Source organism: Neptuniibacter sp. QD29_5, from assembly GCF_047778125.1.
Taxonomy (GTDB): domain Bacteria; phylum Pseudomonadota; class Gammaproteobacteria; order Pseudomonadales; family Balneatricaceae; genus Neptuniibacter.
The window spans coordinates 1773458-1788979 of the sequence record NZ_CP180556.1 but is presented as its reverse complement, the minus strand read 5'-3'; the positions used below and the strand labels follow the sequence as shown (position 1 = coordinate 1788979).

Here is a 15522-nt window from a genome sequence, read left to right as displayed (position 1 = left end):
CCTCCTAGTCGTCTTTGCCTGTATGTTCGATAACACCACCACCTAGGCAGATATCTTCTGCGTAGATAACCACTGATTGTCCTGGTGTAATGGCACGTTGTGGTTCTGCAAAGCGGATTAGATAACCACTGTCACCGTGACGTTCGATCGCGCATGCCTGATCGGTCTGACGGTAACGTACTTTGGCTGTGCATCTATATGGCAATGCAGGCTCTTCATCATTGATCCAGAAGATTTCATCAGCTGTAAGCCAATCAGTAAATAACAGATCATTCTGTTTGCCTTGAACGGCGATCAAAACGTTACGATCCAGATCTTTGCCTGCTACAAACCATGGTTCTTCCGGGTAATCTTTAAGACCACCTATCTGAAGCCCTTGGCGCTGACCGATGGTGTAATACATTAAGCCAGAGTGCTCACCAATTACATCGCCTTTAGGTGTTTCGATTTTGCCAGGCTGGGCCGGTAAGTACTGCTTGAGGAAGCCACTAAATCTGCGCTCACCAATAAAGCAGATGCCGGTACTGTCTTTCTTGTTGTGAGTGATTAGGTCATGCTCTTCAGCAAGTTTACGAACATCAGGTTTTTCCAATTCACCTACAGGAAAGAGGGTCTTTTCAATTTCGATCTGACCAACTTGATGCAAGAAATAGCTTTGGTCTTTGTTTTTATCCAGCCCTTTTAACAGGCGGGTTTTGCCTTCGCGATCACCGCGCCGAACATAATGGCCTGTTGCAATGTAATCAGCACCAAGCTCGATTGCATACTCAAGGAATGCTTTAAACTTGATTTCACGGTTACACAAAATATCAGGGTTAGGCGTACGGCCCGCTTTATATTCTTCTAGGAAATGCTCAAATACATTATCCCAATACTCAGCAGCAAAGTTGGCTGTATGCAGGTGGATGCCAAGCTTGTCACATACAGCTTGAGCATCAGCTAAGTCCTCTTTGGCGGTACAGTATTCAGTGCCATCATCCTCGTCCCAGTTCTTCATGAACAGGCCTTCGACTTGATAGCCTTGTTGCATTAAAAGTAAAGCTGAAACGGATGAATCTACGCCGCCGGACATGCCGACGATCACTTTTGTATTGCTGTGATCAGTCATGTGTTTATTCAGTTAATTGCTATATTCGTGTATCAGATCTAGAGGGTATTGCTTACCTGCTAGGTAATCATCAATACATTTCAAAACCATTGGGCTACGCAGTTTGTCTGTGTGAGCAACGATTTCGTCACGTGTCATCCAGATAGCACGAATGATACCTTCATCTAATTCGCGCTCTGGTTCGTGTTTAATCGCTTCCGCATAGAAACAGGCACGATGATAAGTCGTATTGTTGTTACCTGATTTATAGACGTAAAACCCCGTTAAATATTTAGGGCTTACATGCCATGCAGACTCTTCTAATGTTTCCCTGCATGCAGCTTCTATAAAGGTTTCACCTTCTTCAATATGGCCCGCAGGCTGATTGAAAACTATTTCACCTGAAGATCTTTCTTCTACCAAAAGGAACTTGCCTTCCATTTCTACGATGACAGCAACAGTTGCGTGTGGATGCCAATCCATCATATTCCTCGGTAATTACTCCAATATTTATTGGATAGATGACTCAAAAATTAGTTCGACACAATATCATCAAACCAGTGTTTTTAATAGGTTATAAGCCTATTGTGCACTGCTTCTTTAATTGCTTTTGGTGGTATGATTTCAATATCAATTTAGAGAGGAATTACCATGGCAACAACTCAAGTGATTGTCGCTACAGATAATTTTGATATTGGCGCACTCTCAGAAAGTGTAAGAGCTGATGATGCGACTAGTGGGGCCATAGTCACTTTTACTGGAATCGTTCGCGAATTAGAGATAGCTGACAATCAGCTTGATGCGCTTTTTCTTGAGCATTATCCAGGTATGACCGAGAAAGCGCTTGAGAAGATTGCTACGCAGGCGCGTGAACGCTGGGAGCTCGGCAACATCGTAATTTATCATCGTGTTGGCCGTTTAGACCTTAACGAGAATATCGTTTTTGTCGGTGTCGGTAGTGCCCATCGCGTAAATGCTTTTGAAGCAGCGCAGTTCATAATGGATTACCTGAAGAAAGATGCGCCTTTCTGGAAGAAAGAGATCTCCAATGAGGGCGAGAACTGGGTAGAGCAAAAAGAGAGCGATCTAAAAGCCGCTGATTCTTGGTAATCGCGGCTAACAAAGCGGAGACAATCGGATGGTAACTTGTTACTTGCGCTATGTAATTGATCCGGACAAAGTTGTCGAATTCGAGCACTATGCAAAGCTATGGATACCACTGGTTAACAAGTTAGGTGGTCAACATCATGGCTATTTCCTACCGTCTGAAGGGGCTAACAACATTGCACTAGCGTTGTTCAGCTTTCCTAGTCTCGCAGCTTATGAACAATACCGGATAGACTCCTTTAAAGACTCTGAATGCATGGCCGCATTTGATTACGCCAAGCAAACAAAATGCATTCAGAGTTATGAGCGAAGCTTCTTTAAGCCTGTTTTTGGAAACTGATTCGTGCACCGGTTAAGACCAGTGCACGCAGTTGCGTCCATTTTCCTTGGCTTTGTAAAGCTCTTGGTCTGCTTTTTCGAGCAACATATCGTCTGTGGACGTCTGTTGAGTAAGTTGTGCAATACCGAATGTCGATGTTACCGATGACTTAAGCGTATCGGCTTCTTCAAAACGCTTTCTAATGCGTTCTGTAATTTCTGCAGCCTCATCAGACGTTGTGTTAGGGAAGCAGATAACAAATTCGTCCCCACCAAACCGACCAACGAAATCATCCTTTCTGATGTTCGCACGTAATGTATCCGCGAAGGTTGTTAGTATCTTGTCTCCGGCGATATGGCCTAAAGTGTCGTTTACCTGTTTGAAGTGGTCCAGGTCGCATACACAAAGGCTCAATGGGGCATCTTGTTCTTGAGCTTGGGATAGTGCATGATTTAATTCTTCAAAGAAATGGCGTCGATTAAATAGATCGGTTAGAGGGTCATAATTGGCGAAGTAACTGATTTTTTCGATCGCTTTTTCACGGCTTTTCATAATTTGGCTAATCAGCATCAACATGATGGTGCCGAGAGAGAAAACGAAAAGTGTAAATATCACTACACCTTTTATTATCTGTGCTTCATGCCTTTCAACTGCGAGCGCAGAATTCTGAGTAAATCTTTGAAGTTCATCTCGTAGCGAAATCAACTCTTCAGTTAGGTCTTTTTCCTCTTCAGTCAAAAGAATTATGAGCTCAGGCGGGTATGCCTCTAGGCTTTCTGCATTATGGGAGATCATCTGTAAAACTTGATTCTGGTACTGCTCATGTTCTGTAATGATCTGCTCTAGAAGATGGTCAATTTTAGACATCTTAAGACGCGTAATCTCCCGAGGTGAATGTAGCATCGGCTTTAACATCGATTGCAATTTTTCAGTTGTTTGGGAGAAACGATCACCTGTTCTAATAAAACTGTTTTGAAGTATAGGAACTACTTTGCTGCGATGAATTGGCTCTAACTGGTGAAGCTTTTCGATCAGTAATGTTTGTTCAAACTGACGATCAATCAGAGGTAATAATTCCGCTACAAGTGGTAGGTCTTTATTGGCGACTTCGTAAAATTCAGCTTTTACCTGATTCATTTGCCAGTAGGAAAATGCACCGTTAACAAGAATTAAGATCGCAATTACCGAAGCAAGTAAAAAAATCAGTCTGTTTTTTTTCTTATGGTTTTCAGAGAATTTCATTGATTCTTATATCCAACATTAAAAGTGGGCAGCGGGCAAAATATCAGCGTTGCCTATTTAAGCCTATTCTGAACTAGAAAGCATAAATAAATCTTAACTTTTGTAAGGGTTTGTTGCTTTTTATCAGTGAGTTAGAGGTAAAAGATCGACTTCAGCTTGCTTTCTTAACTGGTTGGTTAATCGTTGAAATAGTCCTGATTTAAGGCTCCAAATGTGCCAATACAGCGGCACTTCTATATACCTACCGGGGGTCATATCAATTACAGTCCCTGCGGCTAGCAATTCTTTACTTTGTTGATCGGGCACCATTCCACAAGCATGTCCTCGAATAATGATATTAAAAAACGATTCAGTAGAAGGGATGCGGTGTTTTGGGTATTCATTTTGGCCAACTTCGAAGTTTTCCTTTAGGTATCTGTTTTGAAGCTCATCCTTGTTGCTAAATTCAGCAACAGGTGCATTATAAAAACCCTCTGTATTAATACCGTTTGGGAAATACCTCTCAATGTAATCAGGACTGGCGAGGCAGCGATATATCATCATGCCTAGGGGTATACAATTACAACCCTGCATTGGTTTAGGGTTAGCGCTTATACAGCCGATGACTTGACCTGTCTTCAGGAGTTGGTGGGTCTGATCTTGATCGTCCAGTTTTAAATCTAGCAGTAATTTTTCGTCATCAAGCAGCCGTTTAACCGCGTCTAAAAACCAAGTAGCTAAGCTATCTGCGTTTAAGCCAATAGAAATTTTCGTAAAACCATCTGACTGCTCATGTGAGATCTGTTCCTGTAGTTCTGCTTGAAGCAGAGATACTTGGAGGTAATGCTTCAGTAACAGCTGCCCAGCCGTTGTCGCTTGTATAGGCGTATTTCTGATAATCAGTGTTTGCCCAACACTGTCCTCTAATTGTTTTAAGCGCTGAGATACAGCTGACTGAGAGATATTGAGCTTCTCTGCGGCTTTATCAAAATTACCTTCTTCGAGAATTGCTGCAAGTGCTTGGAGCTGTTTGTAATCGATCATTAGAAAAACTTATCAATCATTAGAATTATTAGTTTTACTGGCTAGTGAGATTCTAGCACTATGCCTGCCATTATTCAGGGGGGCAGTATGGTATCCATTCTTACAGGCGCGGCTTTGGCAGCATTGATAAAGGGCTTAGCTACTAGCGCAGGTCTAATTGTTGCGATGGGAAGCCAAAATACCTTTGTCTTTACTCAAGGCTTACGCCGTCAGTTCCACTGGCCGATTGCAGCCTTGTGCGCCCTGATCGATATGATTTTAATTGCTGTTGGCGTGGCAGGTATGGGTGTCTTAATCGCGCAATCAGAAAGCTGGATGTTCGCGGCTCGGATCGGCGGGGCAGCATTTCTGTTTGTATATGGCGCTCAGTCCCTGCGCAAAGCTTTAAAGCCACAAGTCATGAAAGAAAATGAAATAGCTTTGAGTGGTTTAGGTAAAGCCTTGATCGTTACTTTGGCGATTACACTGCTCAATCCCCATGTGTATTTGGATACTGTTGTGCTTTTAGGGAGTATAGGTGGGCAATACCCAGAGCCTGAGAGAGTATGGTTTGTTATCGGCGCGATGGGGTTTTCATGCTTTTGGTTTTGGCTGCTGGTCGCTGGAGCGAAGGTATGTCAGCCGATATTCAATAACCCAAGAGCGTGGCAGGTTATGGATCTGGTTATTTGGGCAACCATGTGGGCCATTGCGGTAACACTACTCTGGCCCATCATGTTTAGTCATTCAGTTTAATGCTGAGGGTCTAAATCTTTTGGCTTTTCATTCGGCCAGTGCTGGTGGCGGTTAAAGCGTTTTTCCATATAGCGGAATAAAAACACCAAAAGTGCACTGATAATTAGATAGATAACACCGGCTGCGAAGAATATTTCGAGCGGCGTATAAGTTCTAGCGATGATTGTGCGAGCCATACCCGTTAGATCGAGTAGTGTAATTGTGCTGGCTAGAGCGCTGCCTTTAAGCATTAGGATTACTTCGTTGCCATAGGCAGGCATCATAATGCCAAATGCGCGAGGCAGGATGATACGACGCAGCATAAGCGGGTAGCTCATACCTAAGGCTTTAGCGGCTTCAATCTCGCCTTTAGGAATAGATTGAATAGCACCACGGAGTATCTCAGCGATATAAGCCGCAGTATGGAGCGCAAAGGTAATGATGGCACACCAGTAAGGTTCTTTAAGAATGGGCCAAAGCGCAGAGTTCTTAATGAATTCAAACTGAGAAGCGCCGTAGTACACCAAGAAAATCTGTATCAACAGTGGCGTGCCACGGAAAAAGAAGATGTAAGCCAGAGGAAAGGCTTGTAGCCAAGGGCGCTTAGAGATACGCATCAATGCCAATGGCACGGCAAGCATTAGACCGATAAATCCAGAAAAGAGGACAAGTTCAAGGGTTAGTAAAGCGCCTTCTAAGAGGCGAGGGTAGTTTTCGAAGATTACTTCCCATTCCCAACTCATGCGCGTGCTCCTTTATAACCGCGATTAGCTTTTCGCTCTAGGTAGTGTAAGCCGATCATTGAGATTGAAGTCATGAGGAGATAAACCACTGCTGCGGCTAAGTAAAAAGTGAAAGGCTCTTTGGTATTGCCAACGGCAACGGTGGTTTGGCGCATAAGTTCGTTAAGACCTATGACTGAAACCAATGCTGTATCTTTTAAAAGAACTAGGAATAGGTTACCTAAACCGGGTAAAGCTAAGCGCCAAACTTGTGGCAAGGTGATACGTCGAAAGGTTTGGAAGCTAGTCATGCCTAGAGCAATAGCTGCTTCTTTTTGGCCCTTAGGAATCTCTTGAAGTGCACTACGGAAAACTTCTGTGGCATAAGCACCAAAGGCGATACTTAGAGCGATTACGCCAGCAACAAACGGACTTAGTTCTATATATTCGTCATAACCGAACAGGCTAGCTATCGCCATCAAAACGGCAGATGAACCGAAATAGATTGTCAGGACGAGTAGTAACTCAGGCATGCCCCGTATAAACAGGGTGTAACCATTACCAATAGCGTTAGCAACTTTGTATTTAGATAGCTTTGCACTTGCACCTAAAACCCCGAAAACGAGGCCAATGACTAAGCTGCAAATAGCTAATTGAACGGTTATCCAAGCACCACTGATTAAGAGATGCCCAAAGCCCTGTAGATCCATAAAGAGATACCTGATGAAACAGGAAAAGCAGGTTTTATCCTGCTTTTCCCTAGTTTTCAGTGTTTAAGCTTAGTAGATAGAGAATGGGAAGTACTTAGCGTTAATCTTTTCGTAAGTACCGTTCTCGATAATCGCTTTTAATGCTTGGTTGAACTTCTCTTTCAATTCAGCATCGCGTTTACGGACAGCAATAGCGATCTGGTCGTTAACATCGATCTTATCGCCACGAAATTCAAAGTTTTTACCTTCTTCAGTTTGCAACCAATCGTAAGCAGGTAGTTTGTCAGAAAGAATCGCATCCAAACGGCCGCTCGCTAGATCTAGATAAGCGTTACCTTGAGTGTCATATAGTTTGACTGAAGCTTTGTCGGAATAGTTATCTTCGAGGTGCTGGCCTGCAATCGTGGCACGTTGTGCACCAATGGTTTTGCCTTTTAGGGCGCTTGGATCGAAATCGCCATCTTTGCCGCTGACAAAACCAAGAGAGTTTGAGTAGTAATGATCAGTAAACGCAACAACACGTTCACGCTCTGGCGTGATTGAAAGGCTGGCAATGATTGCATCGTACTTACGTGCTTTTAAGCCAGGAATGATGCCGTCCCAATCTTGAGCTACGATTTTGCAGTCAGCTTTCATCTCTTCACACAGCGCTTTAGCAATATCTACGTCGAAACCTGCTAGTTCACCATCAGCATTGATAGTGTTGAAGGGCGCGTACGCACCTTCCGTAGCGATACGGATTTTATCGCCAGCAAAGGCTGGAGCTGCCAGAGTAGAAACAACAAGTGCTGTTGTTGTAATGAATTTCTTAAATCCCATCTTATGATCCTCGCGGAATATTTATTGTTAGTTGCAGGCTGGATTAGAAATGGCTGCTTAAAAATGCTTTGCAACGTTCAGATTTAGGATTGGTGAACACCTCATCAGGTGTGCCCATCTCCTCAATTTGGCCTTCATGTAGAAATACAATTTTGCTGGATACTTCACGGGCAAAACGCATCTCATGGGTGACGATCAACATCGTGCGTCCTTCAGCTGCGAGGTCTCGCATAACATTTAGCACTTCTGCGACAAGTTCTGGATCAAGTGCAGAGGTTGGTTCGTCAAAGAGTAAAACTTGGGGTTCCATCGCCAATGCGCGTGCTATAGCGATGCGTTGCTGTTGGCCTCCGGATAGCTGGTTAGGGTAGCTATCTCGTTTGTCGTATAAGCCCACTTTTTTAAGATAGGTTTCTGCTTTATCTCTAGCAGTTTGCTTATCTTGTTTAAGGACATGAATAGGGGCTTCCATGATATTTTCGATCACGGTCATATGAGGCCATAGATTGAAGTTTTGAAATACAAAACCAATCGATGCACGGATTCGTTCTAACTGCTTTTGATCCGCTGTTTGCAAGCCTTCATCTTTGGTTTGCTTAAGCTTTAATGGCTCAGATGCAAAACTGATGCTCCCAGCGGAAGGGGATTCAAGTAGGTTAAGGCAACGTAAGAAGGTACTTTTACCTGAGCCGCTAGATCCCAAAATTGAGATCACATCGCCAACTTCAGCTTGTAGTGAGATGCCTTTAATAACCTCCAAAGATCCATAGCTTTTATGAAGGTCTTGTATTTCCAGAGCGAGCTTTGCGTCAGCCATAAAACCGGTACTCCAGTGTACCTTTTTAAACGAAAGCGGCGAATTACAGCAAAATCAGATAGTGTTCGCAATGGCATATTGATCAAATGATCATGAATAAATTTGTTAATCTATACATGTCTGTAGCCCTTTAAATACGGGGCTTGTGGTGTATTAGTGGATTCTACTGTTTGAGCCGTTTTAACGGGATTCATTGCTGATCAATCTGCCAAAGACAGGTAATTCCACTAAACTAATTTTAGGCAAAAAATTTAAGGAAATTTGATGATTGTGGATATAAATTGTACAGATGTAATCCGAGAGGATGAGGTTGTTGCTCTGTATAAGGCTAATGAGTGGTCATCTGCTGAAAAACCAAAAGCGCTTTTAGCAGCATTAAGAAATTCACATAGTTTAATTACTGCTCGGATCGATGGCAGGCTAGTTGGCTTAGCCAATGCAATCTCAGATGGGCATCTCGTCGTTTATTATCCGCACATGCTGGTGGACCCAGATTTCCACCGTTGTGGCATCGGTAGCAAGATTATGCAAGCGATGAAAAAACGTTATAAAGGTTTCCACCAGCAGATGTTAACGGCTGATGGAAATGCGATTCGGTTTTATAAATCCTTAGGGTTTGAGAAGGCTGGGGAAACGTCATCCATGTGGATCTATGAAGGAAACGAGCACTAAGCGTCATTCTTAGTCATCATAGCGATAGCCAATACCATGGACGGTAGTGATTATCTGCGGTTGTTTGGGATCTACTTCAATCAGTTTTCTTAGCTTGGAAATATGTTGGTCTAGCGTCCGACTGCTTGGAAGGTAGTTTCGGCCCCAGCAGAAATCAAACAGCATATCTCTTGTTACGACCTTGCCTTGTTCTTTATGAAGCAGCTCAAGTATTTTTACATCACGCAGGGTTAGCTCAATCTTATTTCCATCGCGTTCAGCGCGCATTTGCTCAGGGTAAACTACGAGATCAGCCAGCTCGAATTGATTATTCGCGGTTTGTGCTGGCGATCTATCTTTCGGTGAGCAGCGGCGTATCACGGCTCTAATACGCGCGATTACTTCTCGAGTGCCAAAGGGCTTTTTGATGTAATCGTCCGCGCCTAGCTCTAAGCCAAGCACCTGATCAATCTCTTCCGATTTTGCGGTAATAAAGATAACGGGAACTTGCTCGTCTATCTGGCGAATTTTTCGGCAGGTGGCATAACCGTCTAATTCCGGCATCATAATATCGAGTAAAACCAGATCAGGGTTATGTTGAGCGAACAGTACTAGTGCATCGGCCCCATTAGACGCTTCAATACAGGTGTAACCTTCATCTTCTAATAAGTCACAGAGCCCTAGCCTGATATTTAGATCATCTTCAACGATAAGGATTTTCATTGTTTGGACTCCCTGTGATGACTATCAGGTGTATGTAGCTCTAGACGAAAACAGGTTCCTAGTTTGCTAGGAATAATGACCAGATCACCACCGTGTTTTCTAGCCATCTCTCTGGCAATGCTTAGACCAATACCTGTGCCAGATACACCGTCACTTAATTTATTACTGATGCGGTAGAAAGGAGAGAAAACGCTCTCCCAAAGGGATTCAGAGATCCCTTCACCGGCATCTTCAACCTCTATATAGTTTTGCTGGTTATCGCTGTAGCAACGGATCTGTATAGCACCTGTTTGAGGTGCATACTTTTCACAATTGCTTAGTAGGTTATTTAGGATCTGCTCAATACAGTTCTGATCTAACAAGACTTGTTTATCGCATTGCAGATCTAGTTCAACAGACAAGCCATGTTGAGTTAAAGAGGGTATAAACACATCAACTGTATGTTCAATGCACTCTTTTAATGTCCCCGGTTGCAGGTGTAACGGTTTCGGTTCTTTACCAAGCTTTGAGAAGGTCAGTACGTTTTCTATCAAGCGTGAAAGACGCTGGCTTTCACTATTAATCACAGATAGGTAGCGCTGAGCTTTGCTATCTTCGTCATCAAGTTTTCGCTCAAGCATCTCCGCATACATCCGAACATTCGTCAGGGGCGTTTTTAGCTCGTGGGAGACTTGGTTTACAAAGTTTACTCTTTGCTCGGCTAGACGCGTTGTGCGCGTATGTTCTCTATAGATAAGCCAAGCAAGGATCAGCAATCCAGACAGCGTGAGTGAGAGAATAGAGAGCTTCTCTATCCAATTTGAAGTTGGTTTGGCTAGGTTAGGGGAGTAATACTCTAATTTCCAACTACCTAGAGGGTGGCTCAGCGGTAGGCTATCCAAAGGATTGAGCTGCTGAGTCTCGATTGTGGAATCGCCCCATTCGTAATGTACTTCTCCACGACTGTTAATCAAGGCAATCGCTTGCTTGCTGTTATCTTGCCCATCACTGCTAGGCAGAGAGTTGATTAGATCTGACAGCAACCGAGCACTGTTTATAGAAAAGCCTAATAGCGCACCCTCTGAATCCTTACGCCAATAGATATGTTGCAGCTGACTGTTATTAAACCAAGCGATCCAACCCGAATCGATAAACGATATAGAAGGCTCTGAGGCTAAAGGTTCTGCAGAGGTAATAGCAATCTCGGCTACGCTATCTGCTGCAATGTTTGAAGCTAGTTGGCTCGGAGCTGCCAGCTCGATTCGTTTTGATTTTGGGGCTGCCTTAAGTTGTGCGCTATATGGGCTAGCCGCAAGATTTATTTGCTCAGGCGCTTTGTTTTGAATTTTGAATATATCGGGTGATGAACGCAGGCGTTTAGTTGATTGTAAAAACGCAATTTCACTTGGGTTCTTGGATGATTCTGATGGAAACAGTGTCGTGCCTTTAGCGGAGATCACAAAGACCTGCTCTATATATGGGCTAGATTGGCTCAGGGTCTTAAGCGTTGTTTCTGGGTATTGGGTATCTTTGCTTTGAAGTAGCAATTGGGATTCAGCATTGAGTGCTTGTTCTAAGCGTTGGAAATGATTCTGAAACTGTTTATCGATCTCTTCGAGTTTTATTTCAACCAGCCCTTCGATTTGATGAGAGAGAAGGGCTTGTTGGTTTGTTTCCAGACGAGCCGCTAACCAACCTAGTATGACAACAGGGATTAAAATTAAGCTGATTAGCAGTAAGATCGTCTTATTCACAATAGATTCTCAGTTACCTAAGCGGTTAATAGCTTTGCTGTTTAGCGCGTTTGTATTGACGCTCTTTAAGTTCTTTACGTTTTTTACCCCATTCCTGTTCATCATCAAGCTCTTCTGCGTCTTGTAGGGCTTCAGCTTTTTGCTCTAACAGCTTAGGGGAGGCTAGAGAGGTACCTAAGTTATCTAGATAATCCGCGCTTTGTTGCAATATAGATTTAGCGCCCTCAATATCGCCTTGGTCACGCTTCTGTACAGCTTTACGGTTAAGCTCGTTCGCAACCTGTTCTGCCGCAGCTTCATAAGTACGAGTGTCGATAGCATCCTTTGCTTCTTGTTCGGAGCGAGTAAAGTTAGCCGCAACTGAGCTAGACAGAGCTTCTTTACGTTTGTATAGAAGATCTAGGTAGTTTACATCGACATCGACTAAGTTGATGCTGCTCTTATCTTGTTGAGATGGAACCTCTACCTCGAGGATAATAAACTTCTCTTGCTCGCTATATAGCTGGTTAAGGCGCGTTTTAACCATGCTGCCTTCGATCTCGGCTTCACGGCCAATAATGCGCAAAGGTTTTACACCGTTTAAGCAACGGATCTGGATATCAACACCTTGAGCAACCACCGACAACACATCACCAAATTCGTATTGGAATACTCGTGCTAGGTCATCAACGTTCTCTACAAAAGCGTGGTTACCATCACTAAAGCCAGCAAGCTGAGTCATTAAATCTTCGTTATAACCAAGGCCTAGACCTATAGTCGTTACACTCATGCCTTCTCTAGCTAAAGAGAGACCTAGCTTGCCTAACTCATTGGGTGTGCTTGGGCCTACATTGGCTAAACCATCGGAAAGTAAAATTACGCGGTTAACTTTGTTTAGGTCGATAAACTTACGAAGTTCTTGTGCGCCTTTGCTTACACCGGCAAATAGGGCAGTGTTACCGTGGGCTTTAATCTTTTTAATTGCACGAGCAATACTGTTGCTATCGCTAACTTTTGTAGCCGGTACAACAACATTAACGCGGTTGTCGTAACTCACAACAGAAACAATGTCGTTTTCATTCAGGCGATTGATCGCCATGATGGCTGCTTCTTTAGCACGATAGAGTTTGTCACCCTGCATAGAGCCAGATTTATCCAAAACAATCGCAATATTGGCAGCTACACGTTGTTGCTGACTTTCTTGTTTTATCCCCTCTAAAGAGATTTTGATAAATGCATTATGGCTTTGCTCAGCCGTCATCACCGGCGTTGCTAGATTGATATTAAGATCAACTTGTTTGGCAGTGGCGGATTGACTGAGTAGGGGGGCAGCAACAGTCAGTAGTGTTGCAAGCAAAATATTGGGTAGGCGGTGCGCTTTCATGATGTTCGTCCTTTTTAACCTTAATCACATGCTGCAAATTTAGGTTAGTTCCGCCTATAGAAAGTCAGATAGATATATAGAAGTTGTAAAAGATTTGTAAAATCCTAGCAAGCCGTTTGTTACAAACCGTTTAGTCGATAGCTGATGCAGATCAGTTTCTCCTGTTTATACTTATTACATAATGAAAGTTACGCTGTAAGAAAAATAAATATAATCAGGAGCATCCGATGACGCTCACCAGTGAACTCATATGGCAAGACCAGCAACACCAAGTCCTGTTCGACTTAATTGACGAAATCAAAGCTGATAAGGTTGATGTATCTACTTTTACCCGCTTGCATGATTATGCGGATCATCACTTCTGTTTAGAAGAAGCTTATATGGAAGCACTAAATTACCCGGATTTCGGTGCTCATCTTCAAGCTCATAATAAGTTTCGTGCTGAATTAAAAAAGATGCTAGATGATCATCACTCTTACGATACGCAATTAAGAGAGATGCTATCTGATTTTCTAACTGAATGGTTGAAACGCCATATCTTCGGTGTTGATAAAAAACTTGAACTCTACATTATGGAATCCGGTCGTAAATAAGCTTTAATAAATAAGATGTTAAGTCTTGTGCTAAGAGTTTGCTTGTTTTAAGTTCAAAGCTTCACTAATTTCTGTGAGAGTAGGAAATGCCATTAATCTGTATTAAATCTTTACCTTTTGAAGATGAATGCGATATCCCGGATATGATTAAAGGGATAACGTCGGACCTTTCTCGCGCTGCAGAAATCAGTATCGAGCATATAACGGTAACTTGGGAATTCATTCCTTCTCGTCAATATGCAGTCGCTGGCTTGATGCCTGCACGTCAACCTCAAAGTGGTAGCCACCCGATCCTGGTCGATATACATGCCCCTAGCTTTCATAAAATGGAGTGTGTGGAAGCTATGATGGAATCGGTTGCTTTCTCAATCTCAAAACGCAGTGGTGTCTCTTTTAGCAATATCTTCATCAATTACTGCAAGGTTCAGTCTGGTAACGTCTTTGATCATGGAGAAGTTAAACGCTGGAAGTAGTTTCAGGTTTAAATCTTGCGGTAAAATGGCGTAGTAGCTCTGGTTCGTAACTAAAACTTAACCCAACAATTTTTGAACGACGTTTAGATACTTCGATAAGTGCATCTGCAATGTAATCCATGTGGTCAGAGGTATAGACCCTACGAGGAATTGTTAAGCGTAATAGCTCCATTGGGCTGTGTTTTTGTTTTCCGTTAACGGGATCTCGTCCCTGCAGTAATGAGCCAATCTCTACACCTCGAACTCCAGATTCAAGATACAGTTCGTTAGCCAGTGCTTGAGCAGGGAATTGCTCTGGAGGGATTTGCGGTAGCATTGCTTTGGCATCTATAAACACTGCATGACCACCGGCGGGTGTCTGAATAGGAATGTCTGCTTGTTGTAAGCGTTCAGCTAAATAAGCAACTTGATGGATACGATAGGCTAGGTAATCCTCATCGACGCCTTCATACAAGCCGATTGCCATGGCTTCCATATCTCGGCCTGCTAATCCACCATAAGTGATGAAGCCTTCCATAGGTACGCATAAACTTTGAACTTGCTTGAACAGCTCTTCGTCTTCACGAATGCAACAAAGGCCACCTATATTAACTAACGCATCCTTTTTAGCTGAAAAATTCAGCAAATTGCCATAGCTAAACATCTCTATAACAATTTCACGAATAGAAGCTTTTTTGTATTTAGAGTCGCGTTGTTTAATGAAAAAAGCATTTTCAGCAAAGCGAGCGGCATCAATTACAACGGGAATATTGTGTTGATTTGCAATCTGGTAAACATCACTAAGGTTATCCATTGATACAGGTTGCCCGCCTGTGCTGTTACAGGTGATGGTATTAATAATGGCGCAAATGTTCTCTTTACCATAGTTTTCAATAGCTTCTGTAAGTAATTGCAGATCAAAGTTACCTTTCCAAGGGTAGGGCGTGGTTGTATCAAATGCTTTTTTAGTAACAACATTGACAGCTTTAGCACCACTTAACTCGACGTGAGCGGCGGTAGTATCAAAGTGAAAATTAGAGATAAAAACAGCTTGATCCGGTTTTTGGTCCTCGTATCTACGTTTTACTAAGCAAGGGAAAAGGATTTGCTCTGCACCTCTGCCTTGGTGGGTAGGCAAGACGTAGGGGTATCCAAAAATTTCTTGGGCTGCATTTTGTAGATGGGTGAAATTTCGACTGCCTGCGTAGGACTCGTCTCCACACATTAACCCAGCCCATTGTCGGTCGCTCATTGCGCCAGTACCGGAATCGGTCAGTAGATCTATATATACATCTTCACTGGGTAAAAGAAATAGATTATAGCCAGCAGTTTCTAAAGCTTTTTGGCGATCTACAAGCGTCGTTTGCTTGATTGGCTCTACCATTTTTATACGGAATGGCTCTGGGATTCGCTTCATCGTTTTAGCCCCGAGTCTTAGCAGTAGACA

Annotated in this window: 18 protein-coding genes; 6 read left to right on the top strand and 12 right to left on the bottom strand. The window is 43.1% G+C overall.

Going from position 1 to position 15522, the window contains the following annotated elements; all coding sequences use genetic code 11:
• Positions 1-4: 4 nt before the first annotated feature.
• On the bottom strand, positions 5-1108 hold the full coding sequence (gene mnmA / locus ACMXYR_RS08320) for a tRNA 2-thiouridine(34) synthase MnmA (protein WP_415901186.1): 1104 nt from the start codon (positions 1106-1108) through the stop codon (positions 5-7).
• Positions 1109-1120: 12 nt separating this feature from the next.
• A complete protein-coding gene (locus ACMXYR_RS08315; RefSeq protein ID WP_415901185.1) occupies positions 1121-1570 on the bottom strand; it encodes an NUDIX hydrolase in 450 nt (149 codons plus the stop codon).
• A gap of 168 nt (positions 1571-1738) precedes the next feature.
• Between ACMXYR_RS08315 and moaE the strand changes: the two genes are divergently transcribed.
• Both moaE and ACMXYR_RS08305 read left to right on the top strand, forming a co-directional pair.
• Complete coding sequence (moaE, locus tag ACMXYR_RS08310; protein WP_415901184.1) at positions 1739-2197, top strand: molybdopterin synthase catalytic subunit MoaE; 459 nt, start codon at positions 1739-1741, stop codon at positions 2195-2197.
• Between the two features lie 28 nt (positions 2198-2225).
• Complete coding sequence (locus ACMXYR_RS08305) at positions 2226-2534, top strand: NIPSNAP family protein (RefSeq protein ID WP_415901183.1); 309 nt, start codon at positions 2226-2228, stop codon at positions 2532-2534.
• Between the two features lie 12 nt (positions 2535-2546).
• Here ACMXYR_RS08305 and ACMXYR_RS08300 read toward each other — a convergent pair whose 3' ends face one another.
• Positions 2547-3755 (bottom strand): GGDEF domain-containing protein, encoded by a 1209-nt coding sequence (locus ACMXYR_RS08300; protein WP_415901182.1) that lies wholly within the window; start codon positions 3753-3755, stop codon positions 2547-2549.
• A 123-nt stretch (positions 3756-3878) separates the two neighbouring features.
• Positions 3879-4778, bottom strand: coding sequence for a LysR family transcriptional regulator ArgP (locus ACMXYR_RS08295; protein ID WP_415901181.1), 900 nt, complete (start codon positions 4776-4778; stop codon positions 3879-3881).
• A gap of 87 nt (positions 4779-4865) precedes the next feature.
• Here ACMXYR_RS08295 and ACMXYR_RS08290 point away from each other — a divergent pair, with 87 nt between their 5' ends.
• On the top strand, positions 4866-5513 hold the full coding sequence (locus ACMXYR_RS08290) for a LysE/ArgO family amino acid transporter (RefSeq protein ID WP_415901180.1): 648 nt from the start codon (positions 4866-4868) through the stop codon (positions 5511-5513).
• On the opposite strand, the gene ACMXYR_RS08285 is transcribed toward ACMXYR_RS08290, so the two are convergent.
• The 4 genes from ACMXYR_RS08285 to ACMXYR_RS08270 form a co-directional block, all read right to left on the bottom strand.
• Positions 5510-6235: an ABC transporter permease gene (locus tag ACMXYR_RS08285; RefSeq protein ID WP_415901179.1), complete on the bottom strand. Its 726-nt coding sequence runs from the start codon at positions 6233-6235 to the stop codon at positions 5510-5512. The two genes, ACMXYR_RS08290 and ACMXYR_RS08285, sit on opposite strands and share 4 nt — an antisense overlap.
• On the bottom strand, positions 6232-6924 hold the full coding sequence (locus ACMXYR_RS08280) for an ABC transporter permease (protein WP_415901178.1): 693 nt from the start codon (positions 6922-6924) through the stop codon (positions 6232-6234). Before ACMXYR_RS08280 ends, ACMXYR_RS08285 begins: the two co-directional genes overlap by 4 nt.
• A 69-nt stretch (positions 6925-6993) precedes the next feature.
• Entirely contained in the window at positions 6994-7743 is a 750-nt protein-coding gene (locus ACMXYR_RS08275) for an ABC transporter substrate-binding protein (protein ID WP_415901177.1), read from the bottom strand.
• A 43-nt stretch (positions 7744-7786) separates the two neighbouring features.
• The gene (locus tag ACMXYR_RS08270) at positions 7787-8560 is read right to left on the bottom strand and encodes an ABC transporter ATP-binding protein (protein ID WP_415901176.1); all 774 of its coding nucleotides are present in this window, start codon (positions 8558-8560) and stop codon (positions 7787-7789) included.
• A 264-nt stretch (positions 8561-8824) separates the two neighbouring features.
• On the opposite strand from ACMXYR_RS08270, the gene ACMXYR_RS08265 reads away from it, so the two are divergent.
• Positions 8825-9232: a GNAT family N-acetyltransferase gene (locus ACMXYR_RS08265; RefSeq protein WP_415894347.1), complete on the top strand. Its 408-nt coding sequence runs from the start codon at positions 8825-8827 to the stop codon at positions 9230-9232.
• Between the two features lie 9 nt (positions 9233-9241).
• Here ACMXYR_RS08265 and ACMXYR_RS08260 read toward each other — a convergent pair whose 3' ends face one another.
• From ACMXYR_RS08260 to ACMXYR_RS08250, 3 genes are read right to left on the bottom strand one after another with little or no spacing between them, the layout of a single operon-like run.
• On the bottom strand, positions 9242-9934 hold the full coding sequence (locus tag ACMXYR_RS08260; RefSeq protein WP_415901175.1) for a response regulator transcription factor: 693 nt from the start codon (positions 9932-9934) through the stop codon (positions 9242-9244).
• Positions 9931-11667 (bottom strand): sensor histidine kinase, encoded by a 1737-nt coding sequence (locus ACMXYR_RS08255; RefSeq protein WP_415901174.1) that lies wholly within the window; start codon positions 11665-11667, stop codon positions 9931-9933. The genes ACMXYR_RS08260 and ACMXYR_RS08255 overlap by 4 nt, the downstream gene beginning before the upstream one ends.
• A 25-nt stretch (positions 11668-11692) precedes the next feature.
• Positions 11693-13030, bottom strand: a complete 1338-nt coding sequence (locus ACMXYR_RS08250; protein ID WP_415901173.1) for a VWA domain-containing protein — start codon at positions 13028-13030, stop codon at positions 11693-11695.
• Positions 13031-13257: 227 nt separating this feature from the next.
• On the opposite strand from ACMXYR_RS08250, the gene ACMXYR_RS08245 reads away from it, so the two are divergent.
• Together ACMXYR_RS08245 and ACMXYR_RS08240 are read left to right on the top strand one after the other, a co-directional pair.
• Positions 13258-13623, top strand: coding sequence for a hemerythrin family protein (locus ACMXYR_RS08245; RefSeq protein WP_415901172.1), 366 nt, complete (start codon positions 13258-13260; stop codon positions 13621-13623).
• Positions 13624-13709: 86 nt separating this feature from the next.
• On the top strand, positions 13710-14096 hold the full coding sequence (locus ACMXYR_RS08240) for a hypothetical protein (protein ID WP_415901171.1): 387 nt from the start codon (positions 13710-13712) through the stop codon (positions 14094-14096).
• Here ACMXYR_RS08240 and ACMXYR_RS08235 read toward each other — a convergent pair.
• A complete protein-coding gene (locus ACMXYR_RS08235; RefSeq protein WP_415901170.1) occupies positions 14080-15492 on the bottom strand; it encodes a tryptophanase in 1413 nt (470 codons plus the stop codon). The genes ACMXYR_RS08240 and ACMXYR_RS08235 overlap by 17 nt on opposite strands.
• Between the last annotated feature and the right edge of the window lie 30 nt (positions 15493-15522).